The sequence below is a fragment of the Pseudomonas sp. Van50 genome, from assembly GCF_055390755.1.
This window is the reverse complement of sequence record NZ_AP024343.1, coordinates 5,558,290-5,579,342: the sequence shown is the minus strand read 5'-3', so window position 1 is coordinate 5,579,342 and position 21,053 is coordinate 5,558,290. Positions and strand designations below refer to the sequence as shown.

Sequence of the window (21,053 nt, the reverse complement as noted above, 5' to 3'; positions counted from 1 at the left end):
CCGTTTCAAATGGCATTTATGTGTAATCACTGGAGAACACCATGAGCAAGATCGCAATCATCGGCGCCACCGGCCGGGCCGGCAGCCAACTGTTGGAAGAGGCCCTGCGCCGTGGTCACAGCGTGACGGCCATTGCCCGCAACACCGCGAAAATCGGCGAAAGGGCCGGGGTGGTCAGCAAGCAGGTGGACGTATTGGACAGCGAGGCGCTGATCGCCGCCATCGACGGGCATGACGTGGTGATCAGTGCCACGCACTTTGCCAGCGTGCCGGCAGACAAGGTCATCGCACCGGTGAAAGCCGCCGGGGTCAAGCGCTTGCTGGTGGTCGGCGGGGCCGGTTCGTTGCTGCTGCCGGATAACAGCCGGGTGATCGACAGCGACGGCTTCCCGGAGGAATACCTGGCTGAAGCCAGCGCCGGTGCCTTGTTCCTGGATGTGCTGCGCAAGGAACAGGACCTGGACTGGACCTTCCTCTCGCCTTCGGCGGAGTTCGTCGAAACCGAGCGCACGGGCCAGTTCCGTGTCGGCAAGGATCACCTGCTGTTCGACGCCGACGGGCGTAGCTGGATCAGCTTTGCCGACTACGCCATTGCGATGATCGATGAAGTGGAGACGCCGCAGTTTTCGCGGACGCGATTTACTGTCGGTTATTGAGCCGTAGGTTTTGTAGGCGCTGTCGAGCAGCGCCTACAGGGATCAGCCGTGCACCCGCACCCAAACGGTGACCAGCACCGTCGCTGCCATCAGCCAGGCGACGGCTGCCACGGCCAATGAGGCTTCGAGGCGCAGGCGGTCGACCATGACGTACAGCGTTGCGAGATAGACGAAGTACGGAATGATCGACCACATGCCAAACACGATGGTGGTCTTCAGATCGTCCACCGAGCGGCCTTTGCCAACGATGTAGTGGGCGATCAGGGCGAAGGTGGGGAACAGCGGCACCAGCCCGGCGATGTAGTAATTCCGGGTCTTGGCCAGCATCGCCAGGATGACCACCACGGCTGCACCCAGCGCCGCCTTGAAAATCAGGTCCACACGTTCACCCTTCGGTTAATGGCTCAGGCCATATTTTTTGACTTTGTCGAACAGCGTGGTCTTGGCCATGCCCAGCTCCTGACTGGCCTGGGTCAGGTTGCCGCCGCTGCGTTGCAGGGCGTCCACCAGCAGGTTGCGCTCGAACGCTTCCACCGCTTCGGCGAAGGCCAAGCCCTGGCTGCCGCCACTGGCACCGGAGCGCTTGAACGCCGGCAGGCCGAGGGCGTAGCGCTCGGCGACGTTGCGCAGTTCGCGTACATTGCCCGGCCAGTCGTGGCTCATCAGGTTCGACAGGGTCTGGTTGTCCAGCTCCGGCACCGTGCGGTCGAAGCGCAGGGACGACTGCTGAAGAAAATGCTCGAACAATTGCAGGATGTCTTCGCGCCGCTCACGCAAGGGCGGCAGTTCCAGGGTCACCACGTTGAGGCGGTAATACAGGTCGCTGCGGAATTGCCCGGACCGGCCCATTTCGTCCAGGTCGGACTTGGTGGCGGCGATCACCCGGCAATCCACCGCCACGCTCTGGTTCGAGCCCAGGCGTTCGAGGGTGCGTTCCTGCAACACGCGCAGCAACTTGATCTGCAAGGGCAGGGGCATGCTTTCCACTTCATCGAGAAACAGCGTGCCGCCATCGGCGTGCTCGATCTTGCCGATCCGGCGTTTGCCGGCCCCGGTGAAGGCGTTGGCCTCGTGGCCGAAAATCTCGCTTTCGAACAGGTTCTCCGGCAGGCCGCCGCAGTTCAGCGCGACGAACTGCTTGTCGTGGCGCCGGCTGAAATCATGCAGGCAGCGGGCGACCAGTTCCTTGCCGGTGCCGGTTTCGCCTTCGATCAGGACGTTGGCCGAGGTGTCGGCGACGTTGGCGATCAGCGCGCGCAGATGCTGCATGGCCGGCGAGCGGCCAATGATCCGGCCTTCCAGGGAGTCGCGTTCGGCCAGTTGCCGACGTAGCGATGACACTTCCCGGGCCAGGCTGCGCTGTTCCAGGGCGCGACGGGCGACGTCCACCAGGCGCTCAGGGGAGAAGGGTTTCTCCATGAAGTCATAGGCGCCTTTTTGCATGGCTCCGACGGCCATGGAAATGTCGCCGTGGCCGGTGATCAGCACCACCGGCAGGCTGCGGTCCCGCGCCTTGAGACGAGTCAGCAGTTCCAGGCCGTCGATGCCCGGCAGCCGAATATCGCTGATGACGATGCCGGCAAAGTTATCGTCGACTCGCTCCAGGGCCTCTTCGGCGCTGCCCACGCCGATGCAGGGAATGTCCTCCAGGCTCAGGGCCTGCTGGCAGCCCAGCAGGACGTGGGGGTCGTCTTCGACGATCAGTACGCTCAGGTCGTGGTTCATAGCGGCTCGGCAGGTGAAAGGCTGACCAACGGTAGATTGAGGACAAACGTAGTGCCACGCTCGAGCGGGTACTCGACGCCCAGGTGCCCGCCCGCGGCGGCGGCCAGGCTCGCCGAGAGCGTCAGGCCCAGGCCCAGGCCCTGTTCGCCAGGTTTGGTGGTGAAGAACGGTTCGAACAAATGCTTGCGGGCTTCAGGATCGATGCCGTGACCATTGTCCCGCACCCGAAGGCGATATTTGCCATCGGCGGCCTGGCCGTCGAGCCACAGTTTCGGCTCGGGTTGCGTTTGCATGGCGTCCAGGGCGTTGCCGATCAGGTTCACGAGGATCTGTTCGAGGCGGGTCTGGTCGATTTGCAATTGGACGTCATCGAAACCGCTGTGGATCTGGATGTCCAGGTTTTCCAGGCGCCCGCCCAGCAATTGCAATGCGGCCTCGACGGCCTTGCCCAGGCTCGCCCGGCCCTGGTCGTCGCCGCGCCGGGCGAAGGCGCGCAGGCTGGCGGTGATCCGGCCCATGCGGTCGATCAATTCGTTGATGGTCTTGAGGTTGGTGCTGGCGATGTCCAGTTGGCCGCGCTCCAGGAAGCGCACGGTATTGCCGGACAAGGTGCGCAGCGCCGCCAGCGGCTGGTTGAGCTCATGGGCGATGCTGGTGGACATCTGGCCGATGGCCGCCAGTTTACCGGCCTGGACCAGTTCGTCCTGGGCCCGGCGCAAGGTCTCTTCGGCCTGGCGCCGCTCGCGGATCTGGCCCTTGAGTCGTTCGTTGCTAGCGCGCAGGTCGGTGGTGCGTTCGGTAATCCGACGCTCGAGCTGGTTGTTGGCTTCCTGCAAGGCTTCCCGGGCCGCAAGGCGGGTGGCGATGACCTTGCGTCGTTCGTTCCAGGCGATCAGCAGGAACGCCACCAGGGCGAAGGCCACGGCCACCAGGATGCCTTGGTTGATCGCCTGGCGACGCAGGTCTTCAAGGGGCGTCAGCAGGGTGAAATTCCACGGGGTATCGCTCAAGGGGCGGGTCTGCGACAGGTAGCTGATGGCGCGTTCGTCGGACACCAGTTCGGTGTTGGCCGGGAAGGTCAGCTTCTCCATGCCTTCGGCCAGGCGTTCCCGGGCCAGGGGCACCAGTTCATTGAGCGGGAACCAATAATATTGCAGGCTGCGGGCCAGGCGTTCCTTGGTCTCGTCGCTCAGGGGGCGCACCGACTTGAGCCGTCGCGCCGGGTCGCTGGACAGGATGATGATGCCGTTTTCATCACTGACGAACGCCTCCAGCCGCGCTCGCTGCCAGCGTTCTTCCATGGCTTCGAGGCGCACCTTGACCACGGCCACGCCAATGATCTTGCCCTGTTGCTCCAGGCCATGGGCCAGGTAGTAGCCGGGTTCGCCATTGGTGCTGCCGATGCCGTAGAACCGTCCCGGCTGGCCGCGTACGGCGTTCTGGAAATAGGCGCGGAAGGACAGGTCTTCGCCCAGGTAACTGTCGACATCGCGCCAGTTGCTGGTGGCCATCACCCGACCGGTGGTGTCCATCACGTAGATGGCCCGGCTGCGGCTGCGGCGGTTCAGGCCTTCGAGGTATTCGTTGACGGTCTTGCGATGCTCGGGCGTGGGGTCGTCGAGCAGTTGCGAGACACTCGATTCAAGCTCCAGCAGGCTGGGCAGGTAGGTGTACTTGCTGATCTCGCTCTCGACCGCACGGGCGTGCAGTTCCAGCTGGCGCTCGCCATTCTCGGCGAGGCCACGTACGCCATAGTGCTCGCTGATCCAGAAGCCGAGGTAACCCAGGCCGATCATCAGCGCAATGACCAGCGGCGGCAGGAACAGATGGCGGATCAGGCGGGGTTTCACGGCGAGTGATGGCGGCGCGGCGCGATAAAGGGTGGGGTCGCATTTCATCACAGAAGCCTTGGGTCAACCACAACACAAATCTACAAGCCAACTCCGATCTCTTGTGGGAGCGAGCTTGCTCGCGAAAGCGATGTGTCAGCCACATTGATGTTGAATGTGCTGCCCTATTCGCGAGCAAGCTCGCTCCCACAGTGGGGAGCGGTGTTTTTAGTGCTGCAGGATTTTCTCAAGGAAATGCTGCGCGCGTTCGGAGCGGGCACTGATGTCGCCGAAGAACTCTTCTTTCTTGCAGTCCTCGATGATCTGGCCCTGGTCCATGAAGATCACCCGGTTCGCCACTTTGCGGGCGAAGCCCATTTCGTGGGTCACGCACATCATGGTCATGCCTTCGTGGGCCAGTTGCACCATCACGTCGAGCACTTCGTTGACCATTTCCGGGTCAAGGGCCGAGGTCGGTTCGTCGAACAGCATCACCACCGGGTCCATCGCCAGGGCACGGGCAATCGCCACGCGTTGCTGCTGGCCGCCGGAGAGCTGGCCCGGGTGCTTGTGGGCGTGGGCCGAGAGACCGACCCGCTCAAGCAGTTGCAGGCCTTTCTTGGTGGCTTCTTCCTTGCTGCGGCCCAGCACCTTGATCTGCGCGATGGTCAGGTTTTCGGTGATGGTCAGGTGCGGGAACAGCTCGAAATGCTGGAACACCATGCCCACCCGCGAACGCAGTTTCGGCAGGTTGGTCTTCGGGTCGGCGATGGAGGTGCCATCGACCACGATGTCGCCTTTCTGGAACGGCTCCAGGGCGTTCACGCATTTGATCAGTGTGGATTTGCCCGAACCCGATGGCCCGCACACCACCACAACTTCACCCTTGCTGACCTCGGTGCTGCAATTGGTCAGTACCTGGAAGTCCCCATACCACTTGTTGATGTTCTTGATAGAGATCATACGGCGAACCTTTTTTGCAGACGCTTGACCAGCAGCGAGGCGGCAAAGCTGATTGTGAAGTACACGAGACCTGCGACGATCAGGAACTCATTGGAGCGGCCGATGATGTCGCCATTGGCCCGCGAAGCATTGAGGAAGTCCACCAGGCCGACCGTGTAGACCAGCGAGGTGTCCTGAAACAGGATGATGCTCTGTTGCAGCAGCAGCGGGGTCATCTTGCGAAATGCCTGGGGCAGGATGATCAGGCGCATGGTCTGGCCATAGTTCATGCCCAGTGCCTGTGCCGCGCCCATCTGGCCCTTGGGGATCGACTGCACGCCGGCCCGCACGATTTCGCAGAAGTACGCCGCCTCGAACATCATGAACGCCACGACGCAAGAACCGAATGCACCGATCGGCGTGTCTTCGCCGGTGATCCAGCGCAGCACGAACGGCACCGCCAGGTAGAACCAGGTGATGACCAGCAGCAGCGGAATCGAGCGGAAATAGTTGACGTAGGCGCCGGCAATGTTGGAGATCAGCTTGTTGTGGGACAGGCGCATCAGCGCCAGGATCGTCCCCAGGATGATCCCGCCGACCACGCCCATGGCCATCAGCTTGAGGGTCATGACCATGCCGTTCCACAAGCCGGGAATGGCCGGTATGACGCCAGTGAAATCGAATTCCATCATTTACCCCCCACGGAGATCAGGCCGGGCACCGCGACTTTCTTCTCGACCATGCGCATGAGCAGCATCAGGCTCATGTTCAGGGTGAAGTAGATCAGCGTTGCCAGGGTGAAGGCTTCGAACAGGTTGGCGGAGAACTCGGCGGTCTGCTTGGTCTGCGCGAGCAGCTCCATCAGCCCGATCAGCGAGGCCACGGAGGAGTTCTTGAAGACGTTGAGGAATTCCGAGGTAAGCGGCGGAATGATGATCCGATAGGCCTGGGGCAGCAGCACGTTCCAGTAGATCTGCGGCAGCTTGAAACCCATGGCTCGGGCGGCGGATTCCTGGCCGCGCGGCAGCGCCTGGATACCGGTGCGCACTTGTTCGCAGACTCGGGCGGCGGTGAACAGGCCCAGGCACACGACGACGCTCAGGTAGGCCGAGGTGGTCGGGTTCAGGTCCTGCTTGTACCACTCCTGCATATCGGCGGGCAGCAGGTCCGGCACCAGGAAGTACCAGATGAACAGCTGAACCAGCAGCGGCACATTACGGAAGAGTTCCACGTAGCAGGTGGCGATCCCCGACACCAGCCGGTTCGGCACGGTGCGCATCACGCCGAGCACCGAGCCCAGCAGCAGGGCGATGATCCAGGCCACGACAGCGATGGCGATGGTCCAGCCCAGGCCGGCCAGGTACCAGTCGAGATAAATCTCGCTGCCCACGCCGGTGGACTTGAAGAACACGCCCCAGTCCCAGTTGTAATTCATTAGGGTCTCCCCTCAGATCGTTCGAGATACAAATGCCCGCCTGGGGAAGCTCCGTTCCCGCCCGGCTTGGAGGCCAGGCACACGCGATCGGCTCGACAGCCACCGGTTCGAGTGTTTTCCAAATTTGCCAGCAGGGAGTGACCATCCCCTGAAAGGGCCGGGCCCCTTCAGGAGATAAGGTTAGTCAGAAATCAGGATTTCTTGTCGTCAGCCGCTTTATCGGTTGGCTTGGCGATCAATGCCTTGAGTTCGTCGCTCATCGGGAAGTTCAGGTTCAGGCCTTTTGGCGGGATAGGTTGCATGAACCATTTTTCGTAGATCTTGTTGATCTCGCCCGAAGCGTAGGTGGCCTTGATGGCGTCATCCACAGCCTTTTTGAACGGCTCGTCGCCCTTGCGCATCATGCAGCCGTAGATTTCGTAGGACTGTGGTGTACCGGTCACGGCCCAGTCGTCGGCTTTCTTGGCCTTGGCGGCTTCGCCGGCCAGCAGGGCGTCGTCCATCATGAAGGCAACGGCACGGCCGCCTTCGAGCATCTGGAAGGACTCGCCATGGTCCTTGGCGGAGATGACGTTCATGCCCATTTGCTTGTCGGCGTTCATGGACTTGAGGAGGCGCTCGGACGTGGTGCCGGCGGTGGTCACGACGTTCTTGCCCTTGAGGTCGTCGAAATCCTTGTACTTGGAATCTTTCTTGGTCAGCAGCCGAGTGCCGATCTCGAAGATGCCAACGGAGAAGTCAACCTGCTGCTGACGCTCGACGTTGTTGGTGGTAGAGCCGCATTCCAGGTCCACGGTGCCGTTCTGCACCAGCGGGATACGGGTTTGCGAGGTGACCAGGTTGTACTTGACCTGCAGGTTGGGCAGGTCCAGGTCTTTCTTGATCGCTTCGACGACTTTCAGCTGGATGTCGTGGGAGTAGCCGACCGGCTTGCCGGAAGCGTCCGCGATGTAGGAGAACGGAATGGAAGCGTCGCGATGCCCAAGCGTAATGACGCCGGACTCTTTGATCTTTTTCAGTGTGCCGGTCAGTTCGGCTGCGAAAACCGGAGTGCTGATCAGAGCGGCAGCAATGGCTGCGCCCAGGAGATGGGGAACGATACGCATCGATGTTTCCTCGACATTGTTTTTTTTATTTCGGCCGGTTCGTCGGCCCTGAGTACTTCGAGATACCTGGCAGCTCCTGGTGTGTTGGCGTACAGGCATTCGTCTCCAGAAGTGTAGAGCATGACTCGTGCCAGGCCAGGGTGGTCTGTTTAACTTGTTGTTTTAAATGGTGATTAATGTTTTGTTTCAGGTTTTAGGCGGGCTGTTTTATCCGGTTAGCCGAACTGACTGGCGGGTCGTGTTCGGAAAACCGAATGGCTTGGGCCTGCCCCCGATTCATTGTGGGAGCGAGCTTGCTCGCGATAGCGGTGTGTCAGTCCCATGGATGTTGAATGTGCTGGCCTCATCGCGAGCAAGCTCGCTCCCACAGGGGCATCGGTGGACGCCAGATAGCAAAAAGCCCCTGAATCGCTGGATTCAGGGGCTTTGGGTGTTGCGGGATATCGGTCAGGCCGCTTCGATCTTGCGACGGTTGTGCTCGACCTTATCCAGGTACTGCTGCAGCTTCTCTTGCTCGGCCGGGGTGGTGAACAAGCCCAGCTTGCTGCGGCGCCACAGGATGTCCTGGGCATCGATGGCCCACTCGTCGCTGCACAGATAATCGACTTCGCGGGTGTAGAGGCCGGCGCCGAGGTGTTCGCCCAGGTCGCCCAGGTCATGCACGCCTTCGAGCATGCGCCAGGTACGGCTGCCATAAGTGGTGGCCCAGCGGCGGGCGATGTCGGTCGGCAGCCAGTCGAACTTGTCCCGCAACGCCGAGCACAGCGCTTGCGGGGTGGTCATGTTTTCACCGCCGGGGAGGGCCTCTACGGCGGTCCAGCTTCCGCGCATCTGCGTGAAGTAGGGCGCCAGTTGCGCCATGGCCGATTCGGCCAATTTGCGATAAGTGGTCAGCTTGCCGCCGAACACCGACAGCAAGGGCGCTTCTTCGCCGCCACCGGAAAGCGCCAGGGTGTAGTCCCGGGTGACGGCCGACGGGTTGTCGGACTCGTCGTTGCACAGCGGACGTACGCCGGAATAGCTGTGCAGGATATCGTCGCGGCTGATCTGCTTCTTGAAGTGGGCGTTGACCACCTTCAGCAGGTAATCGGTTTCGCCTTCGGTGATCGCTACCTTGGCCGGGTCACCGGTGTATTCGCGATCAGTTGTGCCGATCAAGGTGAACTGGTTCAGATACGGAATAGTGAACACGATGCGCTGATCTTCGTTTTGCAGAATGTGCGCGTGCTCGCCTTCGTAGAGTTTCGGCACGATCAGGTGGCTGCCCTGGATCAGGCGGATGCCATAGGGCGACTCCAGCTTCAAGTCATCGCGAATGAACTTGGCGACCCATGGGCCGGCGGCATTGACCAGCGCCTTGGCGCGAATCGAAAACAGGCTGCCGTCGGCACGTTCCAGGTGCAAGTGCCACAGGCCTTTGCTGCGGCGGGCGTTCACACAGCGGGTGCGGGTGTGGACATGTGCGCCTTTTTCCCGGGCGGCCATGGCGTTGAGCACCACCAGTCGCGCATCGTCGACCCAGCAGTCGGAATATTCGAAACCTTTGGTGATTTCGCTTTTCAATGGGTTGTCGGCACCGAATTTCAGGCTTTTGGAGCCTGCGAGCTGTTCACGTTTGCCCAGGTGATCGTAGAGGAACAGGCCGGCGCGAATCATCCAGGCCGGACGCAGGTGCGGGCGGTGGGGCAGCACGAAGCGCATTTGCTTGACGATGTGCGGGGCCTTGGTCAGCAGCACTTCGCGTTCGGCCAGTGCTTCGCGCACCAGGCGGAATTCATAATGTTCGAGGTAGCGCAGGCCACCGTGGATCAGCTTGCTGCTGGCCGACGAGGTATGGCTGGCCAGGTCGTCCTTTTCACAAAGGAACACCGAAAGACCGCGACCGGCAGCGTCCGCGGCAATCCCCACGCCATTGATACCGCCGCCAATGACGGCGACGTCATAGATCTCGGCGAGAGGGGGCGTAGGCAAGGTAGAAGTGGGCATCGGCTGGCCTCGGGTTCTTTTCGTAATATTTGAATTCGAACATAAATGTTCATTTGCGAAAATACTAGCCCATAAAGACAGCAACGGCCAGTCGTCTTTGATTGAAAATACTGATCAAAGGAAAGTGAAAGGAAAATTTTCGAAGAAATTAGGGAGTGGGGGCAGGCTTGGGAAATGGCACCGGCGACACGGACAGCGCATCGCCGGCGCTTGCTTGGTGTCAACTGCGGCTGACTTGTAGGACGGCGGGAAGCGAATGTATGAGAACGTTTTGATCATTACCCGTGTAGTAGGTAATGCGTACTTCTCCGCCATCCTCGGTCAGGTCCAGGATAGGGCGAACAATGACTACAGAGAGATCAGGGCCTACCCCAAAGCGCTCCATATAGATCACTCTGCCGTCGCGTCCATAGCTTGTCCATCGAGCGTCAATAACCACAGGTCGGGGAAAAGAACAGTGAGTCCGGGAGCGGCTATCTGGTCCGGGTCCAGCAGGCCATCAGCTGCCGCGGGCACAGTAGGAGGGAGGTTCGATGGGGTTGATGCCCAGGAGACTACAAAATACAGTCCGGTAATTGCCGACTCCTTCTTCGTACCACCAGAAGCCGGAAAAACCTCGTAGCTGACCTGAGGGCGCGCTAAATCACCTCCCGCAGGCGTGCCTGGGTCGGCCAGTAGAACGCTCTTGGGCACAATGAAATCCAGAAAGCGCTCCGTGTCTCTTACGGATAACTTCGTGTAGTAACTGCTCGCTTCAGTACTGCCTCGCCATAACAGCTGGACTGTGTCGTTTTTTGCCATTTCCGGATACACCGCCACGCGGACCACAACCCCTGAGTCGGGAGTCGCGGGCAAATCCAGCACCCCTGACTCTGGAGGGACGTCCATGACCATCGGACGATCGAGAAGATGGATGCCGGGAAGATAACGCAGGCTTTTTATCGGATCGTTCATAGTAGTAGCTCCACACACTCAAGTTATGGCAGCTACTACGTGCCGTGGTCATTTGGTTAACGCCCGCTGGGCTGGTGCGCAGCGGATCCCCAAACGAACGCAGGATTGAGAGGGCACAAACCCGATGTCCGGGTCTGTCAGCAAATCTGGTATTCGACAGCTTGGCTACTTTCAAACTAGCAGAATTTTCAAGCCCGTAACGCTGGATGGATAGATGGCAGTCAGACCACCTCCAGCCGAATCTTGTGCTGGCTCAGCAACTGCGCCAGGGCCGGCACCGGTTGCTGGTCGGTCACCAGGCAATCGATCAGGCTGATGGGGCCCAGGCGGACCATGGCATTGCGTCCGAACTTGCTGGAGTCCGCCGCCAGCAGCACTTGCCGGGCGTTGGCGATGATGGCTTGGGAAACCCGCACTTCCTGGTAGTCGAAGTCCAGCAGGCTGCCGTCTTCATCGATCCCGCTGATGCCCACCAGGGCGAAGTCGACCTTGAACTGGTTGATGAAGTCGACGCTGGCCTGGCCCACCACGCCGCCGTCACGCCGTACGTTGCCGCCGGCGATCAGGACTTCGAAGTCGTCCTTGGCGCTGAGGATCGAAGCCACGTGCAGGTTGTTGGTGATGACCTTCAGATGGTTGTGATTGAGCAGGGCCCGGGCGATGGATTCGGTGGTGGTGCCGATGTTGATGAACAGCGAGGCATGATCGGGGATCTGGGCGGCGATGGCTTCGGCGATGCGTTGTTTTTCGTCGCGCATCTGGTCGGCGCGCATGGCGTAGGCGGTGTTTTCCACGCTTGAATCGTAGGCGGCGCCGCCGTGGTAGCGGCGCAGCAGGTTCACTTCCGCCAGTTGGTTGATGTCGCGGCGGATGGTTTGCGGAGTGACAACGAATAACTGCGCCATTTCCTCGATGCTGACATAGCCGCGTTCGCGGACCAGTTCGAGGATTTGCTGCTGGCGGGGAGGCAGATTCATGGGGCTTCCTTTGGGCTGCCATACAAAATTTGCCCATGATGCCGCAGGAATCCACTCCCGACCAGTTTCAGAACCTTATCAGGCTTTATTCAGCGTCTTCATGGGGCTCCCAATCGCGGGTGCGGCTGACCGCTTTCTGCCAGCCGGCATAGAGTTTTTCTTTCGCCGCCTCGTCCAGTTGCGGTTCGAATTCGCGCTCGATCACCGCTTTGCCGCGCAGTTCTTCCAGGCTGCCCCAGAAGCCGCACGCCAGGCCGGCCAGGTACGCCGCACCCAGGGCCGTGGTTTCACGCATTTTCGGCCGCTCGACCTGGGTGCCGAGGATGTCGGCCTGGAACTGCATCAGGAAGTTGTTCGCCACCGCGCCACCGTCGACGCGCAGGGCCCTGAGGCGTTCACCCGAATCCTGTTGCATGGCGTCGAGTACGTCGCGGGTCTGGTAGGCAATCGACTCCAGTGCTGCGCGAATGATGTGATCGACCCGTACGCCGCGGGTCAGGCCAAACAGTGCGCCACGGGCATAGGGGTCCCAATACGGCGCGCCCAGGCCGGTGAAGGCGGGCACCAGGTACACACCGTTGCTGTCCTTGACCTTGTTGGCAAAGTATTCGGTATCCAGGGCGTCGTTGATGATCTTCAGTTCATCGCGCAGCCACTGGACGGTGGAGCCGCCGTTGAATACAGCGCCTTCCAGGGCGTAGGCCACTTCGCCACGGGGGCCGCAGGCGATGGTGGTAAGCATGCCGTGATTGGATTTCACGGCCTTTTTCCCGGTGTTCATCAGCAGGAAGCAACCGGTGCCGTAGGTATTTTTCGCCTGGCCCGGCTCCACGCACATCTGGCCGAACAGGGCGGCCTGCTGGTCGCCGGCGATGCCGCCGATGGCGATACCGCTTTTGGTGCGGCCATAGATTTCCGAGGACGACTTCACTTCCGGGAGCATTTCCCGGGGGATGTCGAGGATCTCGAGCATCTTCGCGTCCCATTCCAGCGAGTGGATGTTGAAAAGCAGGGTGCGCGAGGCGTTGGTGTAGTCGGTGACGTGGACCTTGCCACCGGTGAATTTCCAGATCAGCCAGCTATCGACCGTGCCGAACAGCAGCTCACCGTTGCGCGCACGCTCGCGGCTGCCTTCGACGTTGTCCAGGATCCACTTGAGCTTGGTGCCGGAGAAGTACGGGTCGGTGACCAGGCCGGTGGTCTGGCTGATGTATTGCTCGTGGCCGTCGCGCTTGAGCTGTTGGCAGATCTCGGTACTGCGGCGGCACTGCCAGACGATGGCGTTGTAGATCGGCCGGCCGGTGGTCTTGTCCCAGACCACGGTGGTTTCCCGCTGGTTGGTGATGCCGATCGCGGCCACCTGGTCATGGTGCAGGCCGGCCTGGGCCAGGGCTTCGACCATGACCGCGCTCTGGGTGGCGAAGATTTCCATCGGGTCGTGTTCGACCCAGCCGGCCTGCGGGTAATGTTGGGCGAATTCGCGTTGGGCGGTGCAGACCACATTGGCGTCACGGTCGAAGATGATCGCGCGCGAGCTGGTCGTACCCTGGTCGAGGGCAATGATGTAGTTCTTGTTCTGGATATCGGTCATGTCGATTGCCTCGGGTCTTTCATAAAGGGAGACGTAAAAAGAAGCCACGGCGCAGGCTTCGAATGGCAGGGCCTGCGCCGACTGTTTCAGGATGTTCTGGGCTTGCCGTCAATGGCCGGTTCTGCATCCTTTGTAGCTGTTACAGCGCTGGGCAGGTGGCGGGCAATCAGCCCGCGATAGGCCGCAGCACCGAGGCACGCACCCACGATCGGCGCAAAAATCGGAACCAGGAAGTACGGGATGTCGCGTCCACCCGTGAGGGAAATTTCACCCCAGCCTGCGAAGAAAGTCATCAGTTTAGGACCGAAGTCCCGCGCCGGGTTCATCGCAAAGCCCGTCAGCGGCCCCATGGAGCTGCCGATCACGGCTATCAACAGGCCTATCAACAAGGGGGCCAGTGGACCACGGGGCAAACCGTTGTTGTCATCGGTCAGGGACATGATCACCCCCATCAGGATGGCGGTGATGATCGCTTCCACGAGGAAGGCTTGGCCAGTGGAGAGTGCCGCGTGCGGGTAGGTGGAGAACACCGAAGCCAGTTCGAGGCTCATTTCGGTGCCGCGAACCATGTGCCGGGACTGTTCGAAATCGAAGAATAAATTGCTGTACAGCGTGTAGACCAGAAGGGCGCCGCAGAAGGCACCGGTCACTTGGGACGCTATATAGAAAGGCAGCTTGCGCTTTTCGAAGTCGGTGAACATGCACAGGGCGATGCTGACGGCGGGGTTGAGGTGGGCGCCGGAAATGCCTGCGCTCAGATAGATCGCCATGCTGACGCCGACGCCCCAGATGAGGCTGATTTCCCACAAACCGAAGCTCGCACCCGCGACCTTGAGCGCCGCGACGCAGCCGGTGCCGAAAAAAATCAGCAGGCCAGTTCCCAGGAATTCCGCCAGGCATTGGCTGGGCAGGGACGGCTGTTGTAAAGCAGTTGTCATTCAAACCTCGGTTTTTTGTTGTTTTGCAGCGCGTTCAGTACAGCACGATTACGCGATTTCCACCGAGGCAGGATCCCCATCCTGAACTCGGGTTGCTGTTTGAGACATGTAATGTGGCTTTCAGTTTCGAAAAAATATAGACAAGAAACGCTGGTGTCAAAGGTCGAAAGTGAACCATTGGTCACATTTCAACTATTCGTGCTGTGAATGACTCTCCCCTTGGCGATGCGTCACCGATAGAGGCAGCGCAGCCGCAAAGCCTTTTCAGAGGCGATGGCTTAGAATCCGCTCACTCTTTTTTGATTTCCTTATCAGGAGCGGTCATGACACCCGCGTTGGATCTGCTTAAGAAAGTGCGCGCCGAACATCGCATCCACAGTTATGAACACGATCCCAAGGCCGCCTCCTATGGCTTGGAGGCGGCGGAAAAGCTCGGGCTGGATCCGGCGCAGGTGTTCAAGACATTGTTGGCGGCCAGTGAAAAAGGTGAGCTGTTGGTGGCGGTAGTGCCCGTGGCCGGGAGCCTGGATTTGAAAGGCCTGGCCCACGCCGCCGGCGTGAAAAAGGTCGAGATGGCCGACCCGGCCGCCGCGCAGCGTTCGACCGGTTATTTGCTCGGCGGTATCAGCCCGCTGGGGCAGAAGAAGCGTTTGCGCACGTTTATCGACAATTCCGCACAGCCACTCGCCAGCATGTTCGTCAGTGCGGGGCGGCGTGGGTTGGAAGTCGAGTTGGCGCCTTCGGTATTGAAGGAACACACCGCGGCGGTGTTTGCTGATATCGGGCGTGCTTGATAGAGCAGGGTGGCCGCTGCGCAGCCTGTAGGGTGAAAATTCTGCTGATCTGTCACTGGATAATCCGTGTCGCTACACCCCATGCTGGCGCATCAGAAAAATAAGGAGAAGTGCCATGCAGCTTGCGTTTCATCAGGTCGATGCGTTCAGTGACCGGCCGTTCGGCGGCAACCCGGCGATGATCTACCGGCTCGACGGCTGGCTGGCGGACGACCTGATGCAGAAGATCGCCGCCGAGCATAACCTGGCTGAAACCGCGTTCCTGGTGCGTGAAGGTCAGCATTGGCATATCCGCTGGTTCACCCCCACCACCGAAGTCCCGCTATGTGGTCACGCCACGTTGGCCAGCGCTTATGTACTGTTCGAGGTCTATCACGAAACCGTTGAGCGCCTGGATTTCATCTGCCGGTCCGGTTCGTTGAGCGTGACGCGCGAGGGTGATCGGCTGTGGTTGGATTTTCCGGCCGTCGTGCCTGCCGAGCTGGGCGTGTCCCTGGCCGTGCAGAGTGCCTTGGGCGTCGAGGCGGTGGATGTGCTGAGTTCCAACGAGTTGTTCGTGGTGCTGGAGTCGGAGCAAGCGGTGCTCGATTGCAAGCCGGACATGGTGGCCCTGGCAAAACTGCCCTGGCCCGGCGCTATCGTCACCGCGCCGGGGAGCAAGCATGATTTTGTCTCGCGCTATTTTGCCCCGGCGATCGGCATCAACGAAGACCCGGTGACCGGCTCGACCCACTGCAGCCTGATTCCCTATTGGTCCAAGCGTCTGGGCAAGCACGGACTGACGGCTTATCAGTGTTCGGCCAGGGGCGGGGCGTTGTTTTGCCGGTTGGAGGGTGAACGGGTGAAGATCGGCGGGAACGCGACGTTAGTGGCCAGCGGGACGTTGATGCTGCACTCAAGTCAATGACATCAAAATGTGGGAGCGAGCTTGCTCGCGATAGCGGTGGTTCGGCCTGCACTGATGCTGAATGTGGCTATGTCATCGCGAGCAAGCTCGCTCCCACAGGATTTGTGGATGACAGTCGATTTGTGCCTGTTGAAAATTTCCATGTGGGAGCGAGCTTGCTCGCGATAGCGCTGGTTCAGCCTGCATCGATGCTGAATGTGTCCGCTCCCACAATGATTAGCTGGCCGCGCTGTAGCGTCGCACACCGCTGTCCACTGGTGGGATATGCGCCGCGGTGCTGCCCGAGGCCTGGAACAGCACCAGGTGTTCAGCCGCCACGCGGATGCCGACGGCGGCGCCGACCTGATGGTCGGCATGGCTGGGGAAGATCGATTCCAGTTGCGCACCTGTGGGTAATTGCAGGCGGTACAAGGTTGAAGCACCCAGGAAGGTCTTGCCAACGATTCTGGCAGTAAGCGGGCTGTCCGGGGCGTAGACGATGTCGTCTGGCCGCAGCAGCACGTCCACCGCGCCGCCGATGGGCCAGGTGTAGGCCCGGTTGCCGCGCAGCAGGCCAAGCTCGGTCTGTACCGATTCCGGGCTGTCGAGCTGGCCGCGAATGAAGTAGCCCTGGCCAACGAAACTGGCGACGAATGGCGTCAGTGGTTCGTGATACAGGTTGTAGGGCGTGTCCCACTGTTCCAGGCGACCTTCCCTGAAGACACCGACATGGTCACTCACGGCGAAGGCTTCTTCCTGGTCGTGGGTGACCAGGATCGCGCTGGTGCCGCGGGCCTTGAGAATGTCTCGCACTTCATGGCTGAGCTTGCGGCGCAGCTCGCCATCGAGGTTGGAGAACGGTTCATCGAGCAACAGCAGCTGCGGTTCCGGCGCCAGCGCACGGGCCAGGGCCACGCGCTGCTGTTGTCCGCCGGACAGTTCATGGGGAAAACGCTTGCCCAGGTGTTTCAGGTTGACCAGTTCCAGCAATTCTTCGACGACGCGGTCCTTGTTCGGATGCTTGCGGATGCCAAAGGCAATGTTCTGGGCCACGCTCAGGTGGGGGAACAGGGCGTAGTCCTGGAACACCATGCCGATGCGGCGTTTTTCCGGGGCCAGGGTGAAGCCGGCGCGGGAGATGGTTTCCCCGGCCAACTGGATTTCACCCTCGTGCACCGGTTCGAAGCCGGCAATGGCGCGCAAGGTCGTGGTCTTGCCGCACCCGGACGAACCGAGCAGGCAACCGATATCACCGGCATTGAGGTGCAGGTTGAGGTTCTGCACGACCCGCTGGTCCTGATAACCGCAGGCCAGGTTGTGCAAGTTCAGCAGCAAGGCGTGGCTCATGCGTGGTGATACGCCGGCTCGACCAGGAACTCGAGCAAGGCCTTTTGCGCATGCAGGCGATTCTCGGCCTGGTCCCAGGCTACCGAACGCGGGTCATCCAGCAGGTCCATGCTGATCTCCTCGCCACGGTGGGCCGGCAGGCAGTGCATGAACAACACGTCGGCATCCGCCAGGTCGAGCAGGGCCCGGTTGACCTGCAGTGGCGCGAACAACTCCAGGCGCCTGGCGGTTTCTTCTTCCTGGCCCATGGAGGTCCAGACGTCGGTGCTCACCAGGTGCGCACCGGCCACGGCCTGTTTCGGGTCACGGACGATGGACACCCGGTCCCCGGCCTTGGCCAGCAACTCGGCATTGGGGTCAAAACCTTCGGGGCAGGCGACGCGCAGTTGGAAGTCGAATTGCATCGCCGCTTCTATATAGCTGTTGCACATGTTGTTGCCGTCGCCGATCCAGGCCACGGTCTTGCCCTGGATCGAGCCACGGTGCTCGAGGAAGGTCTGCATGTCGGCCAGCAACTGGCAGGGGTGCAGGTCGTCGGACAGGCCGTTGATCACCGGTACGCGGGAATGGGCCGCGAACTCGGTCAGGGTGCTGTGGGCAAAGGTACGGATCATCACCGCGTCCAGCATGCTCGACATGACGATGGCGCAATCGCCGATGGGTTCGCCACGGCCCAGTTGGGTGTCGCGGGGCGACAGGAAAATCGCCTGGCCGCCCAGTTGGATCATGCCGGCTTCGAAAGAGATGCGGGTGCGGGTCGATGATTTCTCGAAGATCATCCCCAGCACGCGGTTTTTCAAGGGCTCGAACAGTACGCCGCGATTACGCAGGTCCTTGAGCTCCACGCCTCGACGGATCACGCCGAGCAACTCATCGGGCGTGAAATCCATCAGGGAGAGAAAGTGCCTTGCGCTCATGATTGACTACCTTTTTGTAACTGACCGCAGATGCTCAAAGCCTTGTTTAATGAAAAAACGGGCGAGACCTGCGGCAAAAGCCGCACGGGGCGACGAAAATAGGGGAAGGCGCGATATTGACATTAAATGTCGCGTCTTACCAATAGGGCTACGGTTTTTGGGGATTTCAGCGAAGCCATCACGCGAATGCGATGACGTATTTGAGGCCGGTTTCCTGACTGCAGCGGCCCATTTGTACACTGGCGCTGCTCGGCTTGGCAATCAAGCGCGGCCGGGCGCGCCATGGATGGTGGCGGTTTATGCCATGTCCTTCGACTCTTGCGCCTGCCTGCTGGTGGTTGTGAAACATTTCCTAATGCAAAGGCCTGGGTTATAAATGAGCCTCAGCGGCACAGGAGCCCGAAATGGATTCGAAAGAGCGACAATTGATGGAATTGCTGGGGCTGACCGCACGCTCGCTGACCCACCTGACGGCATCGGTGACGTCCATGTCATTCGAATTGCTGCGCAGCGATGATGAAGTGACCAAGGCCGCAGGCCGCCGGATGATCGATCGCATGGCCACGATCAGCAGCGGCCTCGACGAGCATTGGCGATTGATTGGCGAACTGACCGGTGTGCCCATCGCCCAGGAGGAAGTGGAAACCGTCGAGGAAATCCAACTCCTGGCACCGCCCCCCGAGGGCCCTTGATGGCACTTCATCGGCGGGCCTGATGCCCGGCAATTCACAGGACGAACGTCGCTGGCGCTGCCGGGAAGCACGGGCCATAGTTTTGTTCCCGCGGCCGAAAGTGCCCGCCACGAATAAAACAGAGACTGGCCATGACCAAGACTCTCCACCACCGTGCGTGCCATCTGTGTGAAGCCATTTGCGGCTTGACCCTCGAAACCACCGAAACCGACGGCCAGGGCCTGGCGATCACCTCGATCAAGGGCGATGCGCTGGACACCTTCAGTCGCGGTCACATCTGCCCCAAGGCAGTGGCCCTGCAGGATATCCAGAACGATCCGGACCGCCTGCGCCAACCCATGCAGCGCATCGGCAACGAATGGCACCCCATCGCATGGGACGACGCCTTCGCATTGGTGGCCGCGCGCCTGGCGGATATCCAGGCGCGCCACGGCCAGAACGCGGTGGCGGTCTACCAGGGCAACCCCAGCGTGCATAACTATGGGCTGATGACCCACAGCAACTATTTCCTGGGCCTGTTGAAGACCCGCAGCCGTTTCTCGGCAACCTCGGTGGACCAACTGCCCCATCACCTGACCAGCCACCTGATGTACGGCCACGGCTTGCTACTGCCGATTCCGGACATCGATCACACCGACTTCATGCTGATCCTGGGCGGCAACCCATTGGCCTCCAACGGCAGCATCATGACCGTGCCGGACGTGGAGAAGCGTCTCAAGGCGATCCAGGCCCGTGGCGGCAAAGTGGTGGTGGTCGATCCGCGCCGCAGCGAAACGGCGGCCATTGCCGACCAGCATGTCTTCGTGCGTCCCGGTGGCGATGCCGCGCTGCTGTTTGGCTTGCTCAATACCCTGTTCAGCGAAGGCCTGACCCGTGACAGCCACCTGCCGGTGGACGGCCTGGATGAGGTGCGCGCGGCCGTTGCTGCTTTCACGGCTGAAGCAATGAGCCCGCTCTGTGCGGTGCCGGCCGCGCAGATCCGGCAATTGGCCCGGGACTTCGCCGCCGCCCCTTCAGCGGTGTGCTACGGGCGGATGGGGGTGTCGACCCAGGCGTTCGGTACGCTGTGCCACTGGCTGATCCAGGTGATCAACCTGGTGACCGGCAATCTGGATCGGGTGGGCGGTGCGCTGTGTACCGAGCCGGCGGTGGACCTGGTGGCGACCACCTCGGGTGGGCATTTCAATCGTTGGCAGAGCCGGGTCTCCGGGCGTCCCGAGTACGCAGGGGAGCTGCCGGTGTCGGCCCTGGCCGAGGAGATGCTGACCGAGGGCGAAGGCCAGATTCGGGCGCTGGTCACCGTGGCCGGCAACCCGGTGCTGTCTACACCCAACGGGCGGCAGTTGGAGCAGGCCCTGGATGGGCTGGAGTTCATGGTCAGTGTCGATCTGTACATCAACGAAACCACCCGTTACGCCGACCTGATCCTGCCCTCGACCTCGGCCCTGGAAAACGATCATTACGACACCACCTTCAACCTGTTCGCGGTGCGCAACGTGACCCGTTTCAACCGGGCGATCCTGCCCAAGCCCGAGGGGGCGCTGCACGACTGGGAGATCTTTGTCGGCCTGGCCAAGGCCTTCGCTGCCCACACCGGCAAAGAGCTCAAGCCGACCATGCCGCCGGCGCAGATGATCGATCTTGGCCTGCGCAGCGGAGCCTATGGCGACGCCTCGCCGCACAAACTGTCTCTGGCGACCTTGTTCGACCATCCCCATGGCATCGACCTCGGCGCACTCAAGCCCAACCTGGCCCCGCGCTTGAAAACCGAAAACCAGCGGGTGCAGGCCGCGCCGGCGGTGATTCTTGCCGACCTTGCGCGCTTTGCCGCGTTGCAGGCGCCAGAACCGGATGAGTTGCTGATGATTGGTCGCCGCCATGTGCGCAGCAACAACTCCTGGATGCATAACTTCCATCGACTGGTGAAGGGCAAGCCGCGTCATCAATTACTGATGCACCCGGATGACCTCGCCTCCCGAGGCCTTGCCGACGGGCAGCGCGTGACGGTCAGCTCGCGGGTGGGGGCCATCGAAGTCGAGGTACTGGGCAGCCTGGACATGATGAAAGGCGTGGTCAGCCTGCCCCACGGCTGGGGCCATGCCCGGCCGGGCGTGCAGATGACCATTGCCAGTGGGCAGCCGGGATCCAGCGCCAATGACCTGACCGATGATTGCCAGCTCGATGAGTTGTCCGGCAACGCGGCGCTCAACGGTGTACCGGTGAAGGTGGCGGCTGCGTAAAATTGTCTCTGAGCAGCACGTTCTGCTTTCCGTTACAA

The 21,053-nt window shown here is 61.0% G+C and carries 19 protein-coding genes; 5 read left to right on the top strand and 14 right to left on the bottom strand.

From position 1 onward, the window contains the following. The first annotated feature begins 41 nt into the window (after window positions 1-41). Entirely contained in the window at window positions 42-656 is a 615-nt protein-coding gene (locus ACZ5M5_RS23970) for an NAD(P)-dependent oxidoreductase (RefSeq protein WP_060740924.1), read from the top strand. Between the two features lie 42 nt (window positions 657-698). Here the strand turns inward: ACZ5M5_RS23970 and ACZ5M5_RS23965 are convergent, their stop codons facing one another. The 12 genes from ACZ5M5_RS23965 to ACZ5M5_RS23910 all read right to left on the bottom strand — a co-directional run bounded on the left by ACZ5M5_RS23965 (window position 699) and on the right by ACZ5M5_RS23910 (window position 14,139). Beyond that, entirely contained in the window at window positions 699-1,028 is a 330-nt protein-coding gene (locus ACZ5M5_RS23965; protein ID WP_170842284.1) for a GlpM family protein, read from the bottom strand. Window positions 1,029-1,052: 24 nt separating this feature from the next. Continuing rightward, entirely contained in the window at window positions 1,053-2,381 is a 1,329-nt protein-coding gene (aauR, locus tag ACZ5M5_RS23960; protein ID WP_058546102.1) for a two-component response regulator AauR, read from the bottom strand. Next, the gene (aauS, locus tag ACZ5M5_RS23955) at window positions 2,378-4,279 is read right to left on the bottom strand and encodes a two-component sensor histidine kinase AauS (RefSeq protein ID WP_060740926.1); all 1,902 of its coding nucleotides are present in this window, start codon (window positions 4,277-4,279) and stop codon (window positions 2,378-2,380) included. Before aauS ends, aauR begins: the two co-directional genes overlap by 4 nt. A gap of 159 nt (window positions 4,280-4,438) precedes the next feature. After that, window positions 4,439-5,173, bottom strand: a complete 735-nt coding sequence (locus ACZ5M5_RS23950) for an amino acid ABC transporter ATP-binding protein (protein ID WP_003204983.1) — start codon at window positions 5,171-5,173, stop codon at window positions 4,439-4,441. Further along, window positions 5,170-5,841, bottom strand: a complete 672-nt coding sequence (locus ACZ5M5_RS23945) for an amino acid ABC transporter permease (protein WP_060743144.1) — start codon at window positions 5,839-5,841, stop codon at window positions 5,170-5,172. Before ACZ5M5_RS23945 ends, ACZ5M5_RS23950 begins: the two co-directional genes overlap by 4 nt. Next, window positions 5,841-6,587 (bottom strand): amino acid ABC transporter permease, encoded by a 747-nt coding sequence (locus tag ACZ5M5_RS23940; RefSeq protein WP_092201528.1) that lies wholly within the window; start codon window positions 6,585-6,587, stop codon window positions 5,841-5,843. The genes ACZ5M5_RS23945 and ACZ5M5_RS23940 overlap by 1 nt, the downstream gene beginning before the upstream one ends. A 191-nt stretch (window positions 6,588-6,778) precedes the next feature. Continuing rightward, window positions 6,779-7,693: a glutamate/aspartate ABC transporter substrate-binding protein gene (locus ACZ5M5_RS23935; protein ID WP_060740928.1), complete on the bottom strand. Its 915-nt coding sequence runs from the start codon at window positions 7,691-7,693 to the stop codon at window positions 6,779-6,781. Between the two features lie 447 nt (window positions 7,694-8,140). Beyond that, window positions 8,141-9,679 (bottom strand): glycerol-3-phosphate dehydrogenase, encoded by a 1,539-nt coding sequence (glpD, locus tag ACZ5M5_RS23930; RefSeq protein ID WP_060740929.1) that lies wholly within the window; start codon window positions 9,677-9,679, stop codon window positions 8,141-8,143. A gap of 390 nt (window positions 9,680-10,069) precedes the next feature. Continuing rightward, window positions 10,070-10,633 carry a hypothetical protein gene (locus tag ACZ5M5_RS23925; RefSeq protein ID WP_464738078.1) on the bottom strand — a complete coding sequence of 188 codons (564 nt, stop codon included), beginning with the start codon at window positions 10,631-10,633 and terminating at the stop codon, window positions 10,070-10,072. 221 nt (window positions 10,634-10,854) lie between these two features. Next, window positions 10,855-11,610 carry a DeoR/GlpR family transcriptional regulator gene (locus ACZ5M5_RS23920; RefSeq protein ID WP_003204973.1) on the bottom strand — a complete coding sequence of 252 codons (756 nt, stop codon included), beginning with the start codon at window positions 11,608-11,610 and terminating at the stop codon, window positions 10,855-10,857. Between the two features lie 85 nt (window positions 11,611-11,695). Further along, complete coding sequence (gene glpK / locus ACZ5M5_RS23915) at window positions 11,696-13,201, bottom strand: glycerol kinase GlpK (RefSeq protein ID WP_060740931.1); 1,506 nt, start codon at window positions 13,199-13,201, stop codon at window positions 11,696-11,698. An 86-nt stretch (window positions 13,202-13,287) separates the two neighbouring features. Further along, the gene (locus ACZ5M5_RS23910) at window positions 13,288-14,139 is read right to left on the bottom strand and encodes an MIP/aquaporin family protein (RefSeq protein ID WP_464738077.1); all 852 of its coding nucleotides are present in this window, start codon (window positions 14,137-14,139) and stop codon (window positions 13,288-13,290) included. Between the two features lie 323 nt (window positions 14,140-14,462). On the opposite strand from ACZ5M5_RS23910, the gene ybaK reads away from it, so the two are divergent. Together ybaK and ACZ5M5_RS23900 are read left to right on the top strand one after the other, a co-directional pair. Next, window positions 14,463-14,933, top strand: a complete 471-nt coding sequence (ybaK, locus tag ACZ5M5_RS23905) for a Cys-tRNA(Pro) deacylase (protein ID WP_060740933.1) — start codon at window positions 14,463-14,465, stop codon at window positions 14,931-14,933. A 115-nt stretch (window positions 14,934-15,048) separates the two neighbouring features. After that, complete coding sequence (locus tag ACZ5M5_RS23900) at window positions 15,049-15,840, top strand: PhzF family phenazine biosynthesis protein (RefSeq protein WP_103308472.1); 792 nt, start codon at window positions 15,049-15,051, stop codon at window positions 15,838-15,840. 216 nt (window positions 15,841-16,056) lie between these two features. On the opposite strand, the gene ACZ5M5_RS23895 is transcribed toward ACZ5M5_RS23900, so the two are convergent. Together ACZ5M5_RS23895 and argF are read right to left on the bottom strand one after the other, a co-directional pair. Further along, window positions 16,057-17,166 carry an ABC transporter ATP-binding protein gene (locus tag ACZ5M5_RS23895; RefSeq protein WP_464738076.1) on the bottom strand — a complete coding sequence of 370 codons (1,110 nt, stop codon included), beginning with the start codon at window positions 17,164-17,166 and terminating at the stop codon, window positions 16,057-16,059. Continuing rightward, window positions 17,163-18,083 carry an ornithine carbamoyltransferase gene (argF, locus tag ACZ5M5_RS23890; RefSeq protein ID WP_072408711.1) on the bottom strand — a complete coding sequence of 307 codons (921 nt, stop codon included), beginning with the start codon at window positions 18,081-18,083 and terminating at the stop codon, window positions 17,163-17,165. The genes ACZ5M5_RS23895 and argF overlap by 4 nt, the downstream gene beginning before the upstream one ends. A 404-nt stretch (window positions 18,084-18,487) precedes the next feature. Here argF and ACZ5M5_RS23885 point away from each other — a divergent pair, with 404 nt between their 5' ends. Beyond that, window positions 18,488-18,775 carry a hypothetical protein gene (locus ACZ5M5_RS23885; RefSeq protein WP_060740937.1) on the top strand — a complete coding sequence of 96 codons (288 nt, stop codon included), beginning with the start codon at window positions 18,488-18,490 and terminating at the stop codon, window positions 18,773-18,775. Window positions 18,776-18,906: 131 nt separating this feature from the next. Further along, window positions 18,907-21,015 carry a molybdopterin oxidoreductase family protein gene (locus tag ACZ5M5_RS23880; RefSeq protein ID WP_464738075.1) on the top strand — a complete coding sequence of 703 codons (2,109 nt, stop codon included), beginning with the start codon at window positions 18,907-18,909 and terminating at the stop codon, window positions 21,013-21,015. The last annotated feature ends 38 nt before the right edge of the window (window positions 21,016-21,053 follow it).